Here is a 9,270-nt window from a genome sequence, read left to right as displayed (position 1 = left end):
CGGCCGGGCGGACCGGACGTGACGGCGGGCTGGACGGCGGCTCGGACGGCGGCGACGGCGGGGTGCGGCTGGGACTGCGCGGCACCACCGCGGAGCTGGAGGTGGACCACGTGCTGGCCGCCACCGGCTACCGGGTCGACGTCGGGCGGCTCGACTACCTGTCGGCCGAGCTGCGCGGCACGATCGAGCGGCGCAACGGGGGAGCGCCCCGGCTCTCGGCCGGCTTCGAGTCCTCCGTTCCGGGGCTGTACTTCACCGGACTGTCCGCCGCCGACACCTTCGGGCCGCTGATGCGCTTCGTCTGCGGCACCGGCTTCGCGGCCCGGCGGATCAGCCGCTCGGTCGCGGCCGGCCCGGCGGGGAGCCGCTGAGCGGCGCCGCCGGCCCGGCCGGCTCGGCCCACCGGGAGCGCTCAGCCCACCAGCCGGGAGAGCTCGATCGAGTGCCCCGTCCGCTCCACCTTGGCCCGCAGGTACCGGACGTTGCTCTCGGACAGGTGCACACCCGTCGGCACCCGGCGCTCGACCGTGACGCCCAGGGCGGCCAACTGGGCGTCCTTGTCCGGGTTGTTGCTCAGCAGCTCGATCCCGTCGACCCCGAGCGCCCCGAGCATCTGCGCGGCCGCCGTGTAGTCGCGGCCGTCCTCCGGCAGTCCGAGCGCCGTGTTGGCGTCGTAGGTGTCGAGACCGGAGTCCTGGAGGGCGTAGGCATCGAGCTTGTTGTAGAGCCCGATGCCGCGCCCCTCCTGCCGCAGGTACAGCAGGTAGCCGCCCGCGTCGGAGATCCGCTCGACCGCCTCGCGCAGCTGCGGCCCGCAGTCGCAGCGGTCGGAGCCGAACACGTCCCCGGTCAGGCACTCCGAGTGCAGCCGCACCAGCGGTGTGCCGCCCTCCGGCACGGTGCCGAGGGCCAGCGCGAGGTGCTCCGCCCCGTCCGTCAGTCCGTGGAAGGTGAACACCTCCGCCTCGGCCCGGTACCCGTCCGGGAAGGTCAGCGGAATCCGCACCCGGGAGCGCACCCGGGCGCCGTCGGCGGCCCGCGGCGTGTGCGGGGTCTGCGGGGCGCCCGCGGCCAACGGCGCCCGCGGGGAATCGTTCTGCTGCTCGGGCAGCTGCACCTGCGGCATGGGCTGGACCTCCGTGACGGACGGTTCTCCTGGGACTCGGCTCCCGACGGTACTAGGTAGTTCCAATTTGAACAACAGCTCGGCCGGGGGTGTACGGAGGGTTGGCGCTGCTCACGAACCGAAAGCCGAGGTCGGCCGCGATCCGAGAGGGGCGGACAAACGCGGGGGAGCGGTGCGAGACTGACGCCTGCGAGCGGTCCGGAGTCGCCGCGCTGGTGTTGTTGCGCGCCGTGACGCCCTCAATGGCGAGGGGACCGCCGGCGTCTCCCCGGGCGGGGAGCGCCTGTCTCCCGACCACCCCATGGAAGGTGCTCACAAGATGCCGGCTACCCCTGTGCCCGTCGCGTCCCACGCCGCCGAGAACGCCGCCGTCGAGTCGCTGCTCGCCGAGGTGCTGCGCCGCAACGCCGGCGAGCCCGAGTTCCACCAGGCCGTGCGGGAGGTGGTGGAGACGCTCGGACCGGTGCTGGCGGCGCGGCCGGAGCTGGTCGAGGCGCGGATCGTCGAGCGGATCGTGGAGCCCGAGCGGCAGGTGATGTTCCGGGTGCCGTGGACCGACGACCGGGGCCGGGTGCACGTCAACCGGGGCTTCCGGGTGGAGTTCAACAGCGCGCTCGGCCCGTACAAGGGCGGGCTGCGGTTCCACCCCTCGGTGAACCTCGGGATCGTGAAGTTCCTCGGCTTCGAGCAGATCTTCAAGAACGCGCTGACCGGCCTGGGCATCGGCGGCGGCAAGGGCGGCTCGGACTTCGATCCCAAGGGCCGCTCGGACGCCGAGATCATGCGCTTCTGCCAGTCCTTCATGACCGAGCTCTACCGCCACCTCGGCGAGCACACCGACGTCCCGGCCGGGGACATCGGCGTCGGCGGCCGGGAGATCGGCTACCTGTTCGGCCAGTACAAGCGGATCACCAACCGCTACGAGGCGGGCGTGCTGACCGGCAAGGGCATCGGCTGGGGCGGCTCCCAGGCCAGGACCGAGGCCACCGGCTACGGCTGCGTGCTGTTCACCGCCGAGATGCTGCGCGCCCGGGGCGAGGAGCTGGACGGCCTGCGGGTCGCCGTCTCCGGCTCCGGGAACGTCGCCCTGTACGCGATCGAGAAGGCCCAGCAGCTCGGGGCGACCGTGGTCACCGCCTCCGACTCCACCGGCTTCGTGGTGGACGAGAAGGGCATCGACCTCGACCTGCTGAAGGAGGTCAAGGAGGTCCGGCGCGGCCGGCTCACCGAGTACGCCGAGCGGCGCGGAAGCCACGTCAAGTACCAGGAGGGCACAGGTGTCTGGGGCGTGCCGGTGGACGTGGCGCTGCCCTGCGCGACCCAGAACGAGCTGACCGGGCCGGACGCGCTGGCCCTGGTCCGGGGCGGGGTGCGGGCGGTCGCCGAGGGCGCCAACATGCCGGCCACGCCCGAGGCGGTGCGAGTGTTCCAGGAGGCGGGGGTGGCCTTCGGTCCCGGCAAGGCCGCCAACGCCGGCGGGGTCGCGACCAGCGCGCTGGAGATGCAGCAGAACGCCTCGCGCGACGCGTGGTCCTTCGAGCGGACGGAGGAGCGGCTGGCCGCGATCATGCGCGACATCCACGCCTCCTGCCACAGCACGGCGGAGAAGTACGGCCGCCCCGGCGACTACGTCCTGGGCGCCAACATCGCCGGCTTCGAGCTGGTGGCGGACGCGATGCTGGCGCAGGGCCTGATCTGACGGTCCGCACGTCGCGGGCCACCCGACCGGAGCGGGCACGGGATGTCGGGTCCGGCCGGGTGGCCGCTGCCTACGGTGAGGAGCACAGGAACGGAAGGACGGGGCAGGACGGATGCTGGAGCGGCTGAACCAGGCCATGGAGTACATCGAGGAGCACCTCGACGGGACGGTCGACGCGGGCGAGCTCGCGCGGATCGCGACCACCTCGGAGTACCACTTCCGGCGGCTGTTCTCGGCCCTGGCCGGCATGCCGCTGTCGGAGTACCTCCGGCGCCGGCGGCTGACCCTCGCGGGGGCCGAAGTGCTGGCCGGGGAGCGGACCCTGCTGGATGTCGCGGTCCGCTACGGCTACGGCTCGGGGGAGGCGTTCGCCCGGGCGTTCCGGGCGATGCACGGCGTCGGCCCGGGCGAGGCCCGGCAGCGCGGCGCGGTGCTCGTCTCCCAGCCCCGGATGTCCTTCCGGCTCGTCGTCGAAGGGAGCAGCAGTATGGAGTACCGGATCGTCGAGAAGCCGGCGTTCAGGATCGTCGGGCGCAGGGCCAGGGTCCCGCTGGTGCACGAGGGGGTCAACCCGGCCATCGCCGAGTTCATCCGCGGGATCGGGCCGGAGCAGGTGGAGCGGATCACGGCCCTCTCGGAGCAGGAGCCGCGCGGGATCCTCTCGGTCACCGAGTTCTTCTCGGACAGCCGGGAGCAGGGCGTGCCGCTCGACTACTACCACGCGGTGGCGGCCGGGCCGGACGCCGAGGTGCCGGACGGCCTCGACGTGCGGGAGGTCCCGACCGGCACCTGGGCGGTGTTCCGCGTCGTCGGGCCGTTCCCGCAGGCGCTCCAGGAGATGTGGCGGGACGTCTTCACACAGTGGTTCCCGTCCAATCCGTACGAGTTCCGGCCGGGCCCGGAGATCCTGCGGGTCGGCGCCGCGGCGGCGGCGGGCGAGGCGGAGGCCGAGCTCTGGATCCCGGTGACGCGTTCGGCCGGCTGACACGGCGGCCGGCTGACGCGCTGGCCCGGCCGGCCGGCTGACAGGACCGCCCCGCCCGGCCGGGTGACAGGACCGTCCCGCCCGCCCGTTCGGCCCACCAGGACCGGCCCGCCCCCGCCCCCGCCCGCATGCTGGGGCGGGGGCCGTCGAGCGGGAGAGTGGAGCGGGAATGGCCAAGGCGTTCGGATTCGTCGACTACGGCGGCCCGGAGACCCAGGAGTTCCTGGACCGGCCCGTACTGGAGCCCGGCCCGGGGCAGTTGGCGGTCGCCGTCCGGGCGGCCGGGGTGAACCCGGTGGACTGGAAGGTCCGCCGGGGCCTGCTCGGCCGGGAGCGCCAACTGCCCTTCGTGATGGGCTCGGAGGCGTCCGGAGTGGTGGAGCGGGTCGGCCCCGGCGTCACCGGGTTCACCCCCGGCGACGAGGTGTTCGGCCTGGTCGCGGCGGGTGCCTACGCCGAACAGACGCTGCTGCTGGCCGGGTCGAGCGCGCTGAAGCCGGCGAAGGTCGGCTTCGACCTGGCCGCCACCCTGCCGGTGGCGGCCGCGACCGCCGACGACGCCGTCCGCGACATCGGTGTGGGCGCCGGGCAGACCCTGCTGATCCTCGGGGTCTCCGGCGGTGTCGGCAGCGCGGCCGCGCAGATCGCCCGCAGCCGGGGGATCCGCGTCGTCGGCACGGCCGGTGACTCCAACCGGGCCTATGTCGAGTCGCTGGGCGCGGTGCCGGTCCGCTACGGCGAGGGCGTCGCGGACCGGATCCGGGCGGTCGCGCCGGACGGCGTCGACGGCATCCTCGACCTGATCGGCGGGGACGACCTCAGGGCCGCCGCGGTGACCCTGGCCGACCGGTCCCGGCTGGTCGCCACCAGCGATCCGGTCACCGCGCAGGAGCTGGGCGGCCGTTTCATCACCCGGTCCACCACCCCCGGCACCCTGGCCGCGCTGGCCGAACTCGTGGCCGCCGGGGAGCTGGACCCGAACATCTCCGCCCGCTACCCGCTGGCCCACGCCGCCGAGGCGCTGGCACTCGTCGAATCGGGGCACGCCCGCGGCAAGCTGGTCCTCGAAGTGGGCTGACGCCGGGCCGGGGCGGCCGGGGCCCCACCCGGTCACTCACCGGCATCGGGCCCACGCCGCGACNCGCGACCGCGGCCGCCCCCGCCGTGACCAGCACGGCCGTCAGCGGGACGACGTCCCCCACCCGGTCGTACCAGGTGGCCGCGTCCGGCGCCGTCAGCGGCAGCCGCACCACCAGGGCGCCCGTGCCGTCGGTGCCCAGCCGCGCCAGCTCCCGGCCCTGCGCGTCGAAGGCGGCCGACACCCCGGTGAGCGAGCCCTGGACGACCGGCCGGCCGGTCTCGGCGGCCCGGATCGCGGCCAGCGAGACGTGCTGCTCGGGCGCCCAGCTCCGCTGGAAGGTCGAGGTCGAGGACTGGTAGACGAGGACCCTGGCCCCCGCCCGGGCGGCCGTCCGCGCCATGTCGGGGAACGCCGACTCGAAGCAGATCAGGGTGCCGATCGGCAGCGCGCGGCCGGACCGGTCCACGGCCGGCAGCAGGTGCTGGTCGGTGCCGGGCGCCCGGTTCTCGCCCGCCGCCCGGCTGACCCCGGCCACCCAGCCCAGCAGCGGCCGCAGCGGGATGTACTCGCCGAACGGCACCAGCCGGATCTTCCGGTACCGGTCGATTACGCCGTCCGGGGACACCAGCACGGCGTCCTTGGAGATCCGCCCGTCCGACTTCCGGGCGTCCTCGCCGGCCAGCAGCTCGGCCCCGGTGGCGGCGGACAGCGCGCGCAGCCGGGCCAGCGTCGCCGGGTCGCGGTCGAGGTCGGCGGTGGTGCTGGACTCGCCCCAGACCACCAGGTCCACCGGCGGCCGCCCGACCAGCGCGGCGGTGGCCCGGGCGCTCGCCTCGAAGCGGGCGTCGGGCTCGTCCACGATGCCGGGCTGCACCAGGGCGATCCGCACCTCGGCCGGCCCGGACCCGCCCGCCGAGGCTGCGGCCGGGGGCGCCGACCGGAGCGCGAACAGCAGCGGCCCGGCCGCCAGCACCGCCGCCGCGAACAGCGCCGCCACGGCCCGGGGGCGCGGGTCGACGGCGGTGAGCGCCACCGCCACGGCGGTGTTGACCGCCACCACCGCCGCGCTGACCAGCCAGATCCCGCCCGCCGAGGCCAGCGCCAGCACGGCGGGGTGCTGCCACTGGGTGGCGCCGAGCAGCGCCCACGGCCCGCCCAGGGCGTGCCAGGAGCGCGCGTACTCGGTGGTCAGCCAGACCGCCGCGACCAGCACCGGCGCGAGCAGCGCCCGCCGGACCGTCAGCGGGGGCCGCAGCAGCCGCCACACCGCGACGCCCACCCCGGCCTGGAGCGCCCCGAACACCACCGCGAGCAGCGGCAGTCCGGGACCGATGGAGCGGGTCAGCCAGGACATCCCGGTCAGGATGAACCCGGCGCCGAACCACCAGCCGCGCACCGCCGCCTCACGGGCGCCCGGGGCCGCCCGCATCAGCAGCAGGCCGGGGACCAGCGCGACCCAGGCCAGCGCCGCCACCCCGGGGGCCGGGAAGGCGAGCACGGGCAGCGCCCCGACGGCCAGCGCCGCCAGCCGGGGCCGGTACCGGGCGAGCGTCCGGCCGGGGCGGGCGGCGTCGGCGGCCGTCGGGGCTGCGGGGCCGGGGGGACCGGCGGGGCCGGTGAGCAGGGGAGGGCGCGGCATGCCCCGTATTGTCCGCTTGGCGCGGCCCCGTCACCAGCCCCGTGATCACCCGAACGGCCTACCGATCGAGGGTGGGCCGGTCGAGGACGGTCAGCCCTCGTCGCCCTCCAGGTCCCCCTCGGTCTCCAGGAACGCGGCCTGGAGCTGCTCGATCAGCGCCGGGTCCGGCTGCTCCCACAGCCCGCGGCTCGCCGCCTCCAGCAGCCGCTCGCTGATCCCGTGCAGCGCCCACGGGTTGGCGCCGGCCAGGAACTCCCGGTTGACCGGGTCCAGGACGTACTCCTGGGTGAGCTTCTCGTACATCCAGTCCGCGACCACGCCGGTGGTGGCGTCGTACCCGAAGAGGTAGTCGACCGTCGCGGCCATCTCGAAGGCGCCCTTGTAGCCGTGCCGCCGCATCGCCTCGATCCAGCGCGGGTTGACCACCCGGGCGCGGAAGACCCGGGCCGCCTCCTCGGTCAGGGTGCGGGTGCGGACCGTCTCCGGGCGGGTCGAGTCGCCGATGTAGGCGGTCGGCGCCTTGCCGGTGAGCGCGCGCACGGTGGCCACCATGCCGCCGTGGTACTGGAAGTAGTCGTCCGAGTCGGCGATGTCGTGCTCGCGGGTGTCGGTGTTCTTCGCGGCGACGGTGATCCGCTTGTACGCGGTCTCCATCTCCTCGCGGGCCGGACGCCCGTCCAGCCCGCGCCCGTACGCGTAGCCGCCCCAGACCGTGTACACCTCGGCGAGGTCGGCGTCGGTGCGCCAGTCCCGGCTGTCGATCAGCTGGAGCAGTCCGGCGCCGTAGGTGCCGGGGCGGGAGCCGAAGACCCGGGTGGTGGCCTTGCGCTCGTCGCCGTGCACGGCCAGGTCCGCCTGCACGTGGGCGCGGACGAAGTTGTCCGCCTCCGGCTCCTCCTGGGCGGCGGCCAGCCGGACGGCGTCGTCCAGCAGCGCGACCACGTGCGGGAAGGCGTCCCGGAAGAAGCCGGAGATGCGCAGCGTGACGTCGATCCGCGGGCGGCCCAGCTCCGCGAGCGGGATCGCCTCCAGGCCGGTGACCCGGCGCGAGGCGTCGTCCCAGACCGGGCGGACGCCGAGCAGCGCGAACGCCTCGGCGATGTCGTCGCCGGCGGTGCGCATCGCGCTGGTGCCCCACAGCGACAGGCCCACCGAGGACGGGTGGGTGCCGTCGTTGTCGGCCCGGTAGCGGTCGATCAGCGAGGCGGCCAGCGCCTGGCCGGTCTCCCAGGCGAGCTTGCTGGGCACGGCCTTGGGGTCGACGGAGTAGAAGTTGCGGCCGGTCGGCAGCACGTTGACCAGTCCGCGCAGCGGCGAGCCGGACGGGCCGGCCGGGACGAAGCCGCCCTGGAGCGCGTGCAGTACGGCGTCCAGCTCGTCGGTGGTCGCGGCGAGCCGCGGCACCACCTGGGTGGCGGCGAAGGCCAGCACCTCGTGGACGGCCTCCGGCAGCCCGGCGGCGACCTTCTCCACCGCCTCGGGCGCCCAGTCGGCCGCCTCCATGGCCTCGACCAGGGCGCGGGCCTGCGCCTCGGCCGCGTCGGTGGCGCCGAGGGTGAGCGCGGCCTCGTCCAGGCCGAGCGCCTCACGCAGGCCGGGCAGGGCGCTGACGCCGCCCCAGATCTGCCGGGCGCGCAGGATGGCGAGCACGATGTTGACCCGGTCGGTGCCGGCCGGCGCCTGGCCGAGGACGTGCAGGCCGTCGCGGATCTGGGCGTCCTTGATCTCGCACAGCCAGCCGTCGACGTGCAGCAGGAAGTCGTCGAAGCCGTCGTCCTCGGGGCGCTCGTCCAGGCCGAGGTCGTGGTCGAGCCGGGCGGCCTGGATCAGGGTCCAGATCTGGGCGCGGATCGCGGGCAGCTTGGCCGGGTCCATCGCGGCGATGTTGGAGTGCTCGTCGAGCAGCTGCTCCAGGCGGGCGATGTCGCCGTAGGAGTCGGCGCGGGCCATCGGCGGGACGAGGTGGTCGACCAGGGTGGCGTGGGCGCGGCGCTTGGCCTGGGTGCCCTCGCCCGGGTCGTTGACCAGGAAGGGGTAGACCAGCGGCAGGTCGCCGAGGACGGCGTCCGGGCCGCACTCGTCGGACAGTGCGGCGGTCTTGCCGGGCAGCCACTCCAGGTTGCCGTGCTTGCCGAGGTGGACGACGGCGTGGGCGCCGAAGCCGCCGTCGGACTGCGCGGCGGCGATCCAGCGGTAGGCGGCCAGGTAGTGGTGGGACGGCGGGAGGTCGGGGTCGTGGTAGATCGCGACCGGGTTCTCGCCGAAGCCGCGCGGCGGCTGGATGAGCACCAGCAGGTTCCCGGAGCGGATCCCGGCGAGCACGATGTCGCCGTCCGGGTTCTGCGAGCGGTCGACGTACAGCTCGCCGGGGGCCGGGCCCCAGTGCTCCTCGACCCGGGTGCGCAGGCCCTCGGGCAGGGTCGCGTACCAGCGGCGGTAGTCGGCGGCCGGGATGCGGACCGGGTTGCGGGACAACTGGTCCTCGGTGAGCCAGTCCTGGTCGTAGCCGCCGGCCGCGATCAGCGCGTGGATGAGGGCGTCGCCCTCGTGGCCGTCGTCGGTGTCGGTGTCCAGGCCGGGCAGGTCGTTCCCGAGGTCCATGCCCTCCGCGCGCAGCGCGGTCAGCAGCCGGACGGCGCTGGCCGGGGTGTCCAGGCCGACCGCGTTGCCGACCCGCGCGTGCTTGGTCGGGTAGGCGGACAGCACCAGCGCGAGCCGGCGCTCGGTGGCCGGGACGTGC

At 75.0% G+C, this 9,270-nt stretch carries 5 protein-coding genes and 2 pseudogenes; 4 read left to right on the top strand and 3 right to left on the bottom strand.

Features of this window, described 5'->3' with window-relative positions; all coding sequences use genetic code 11:
* Positions 1 to 371 (top strand): annotated as a pseudogene (locus tag VR45_RS13615) (hypothetical protein); the annotation flags it as partial.
* Positions 372 to 412: 41 nt separating this feature from the next.
* Here the strand turns inward: VR45_RS13615 and ribA are convergent.
* Positions 413 to 1,126: a GTP cyclohydrolase II gene (gene ribA / locus VR45_RS13610; protein WP_078896491.1), complete on the bottom strand. Its 714-nt coding sequence runs from the start codon at positions 1,124 to 1,126 to the stop codon at positions 413 to 415.
* A 319-nt stretch (positions 1,127 to 1,445) separates the two neighbouring features.
* Here ribA and gdhA point away from each other — a divergent pair, with 319 nt between their 5' ends.
* The 3 genes from gdhA (at position 1,446) to VR45_RS44025 (ending at position 4,888) form a co-directional block, all read left to right on the top strand.
* The gene (gene gdhA / locus VR45_RS13605; protein WP_045939990.1) at positions 1,446 to 2,825 is read left to right on the top strand and encodes an NADP-specific glutamate dehydrogenase; all 1,380 of its coding nucleotides are present in this window, start codon (positions 1,446 to 1,448) and stop codon (positions 2,823 to 2,825) included.
* A 112-nt stretch (positions 2,826 to 2,937) separates the two neighbouring features.
* Positions 2,938 to 3,810, top strand: coding sequence for an AraC family transcriptional regulator (locus VR45_RS13600; protein WP_045939989.1), 873 nt, complete (start codon positions 2,938 to 2,940; stop codon positions 3,808 to 3,810).
* A 169-nt stretch (positions 3,811 to 3,979) separates the two neighbouring features.
* A complete protein-coding gene (locus VR45_RS44025; RefSeq protein WP_053644453.1) occupies positions 3,980 to 4,888 on the top strand; it encodes an NADP-dependent oxidoreductase in 909 nt (302 codons plus the stop codon).
* Between the two features lie 169 nt (positions 4,889 to 5,057).
* Here VR45_RS44025 and lnt read toward each other — a convergent pair.
* Both lnt and cobN read right to left on the bottom strand, forming a co-directional pair.
* Positions 5,058 to 6,530, bottom strand: a pseudogene (lnt, locus tag VR45_RS48600) (apolipoprotein N-acyltransferase); the annotation flags it as partial.
* Between the two features lie 90 nt (positions 6,531 to 6,620).
* The coding region (cobN, locus tag VR45_RS13580) for a cobaltochelatase subunit CobN (protein WP_045939986.1) at positions 6,621 to 9,270 on the bottom strand (2,650 nt) is incomplete at its 5' end.

Source organism: Streptomyces sp. NRRL S-495, assembly GCF_000966955.1.
GTDB classification, from domain to species: domain Bacteria; phylum Actinomycetota; class Actinomycetes; order Streptomycetales; family Streptomycetaceae; genus Kitasatospora; species Kitasatospora purpeofusca.
The sequence above is the reverse complement of the archived record's forward strand: the minus strand, read 5'-3'. Positions and strand labels throughout refer to the sequence as shown.

Coding starts and splice junctions, on each gene's coding strand:
- ribA (WP_078896491.1), bottom strand. CDS start 1,126: ATGCCGCAGGTGCAGCTGCCCGAGCAGCAGAACGATTCCCCGCGGGCG.
- gdhA (WP_045939990.1), top strand. CDS start 1,446: ATGCCGGCTACCCCTGTGCCCGTCGCGTCCCACGCCGCCGAGAACGCC.
- VR45_RS13600 (WP_045939989.1), top strand. CDS start 2,938: ATGCTGGAGCGGCTGAACCAGGCCATGGAGTACATCGAGGAGCACCTC.
- VR45_RS44025 (WP_053644453.1), top strand. CDS start 3,980: ATGGCCAAGGCGTTCGGATTCGTCGACTACGGCGGCCCGGAGACCCAG.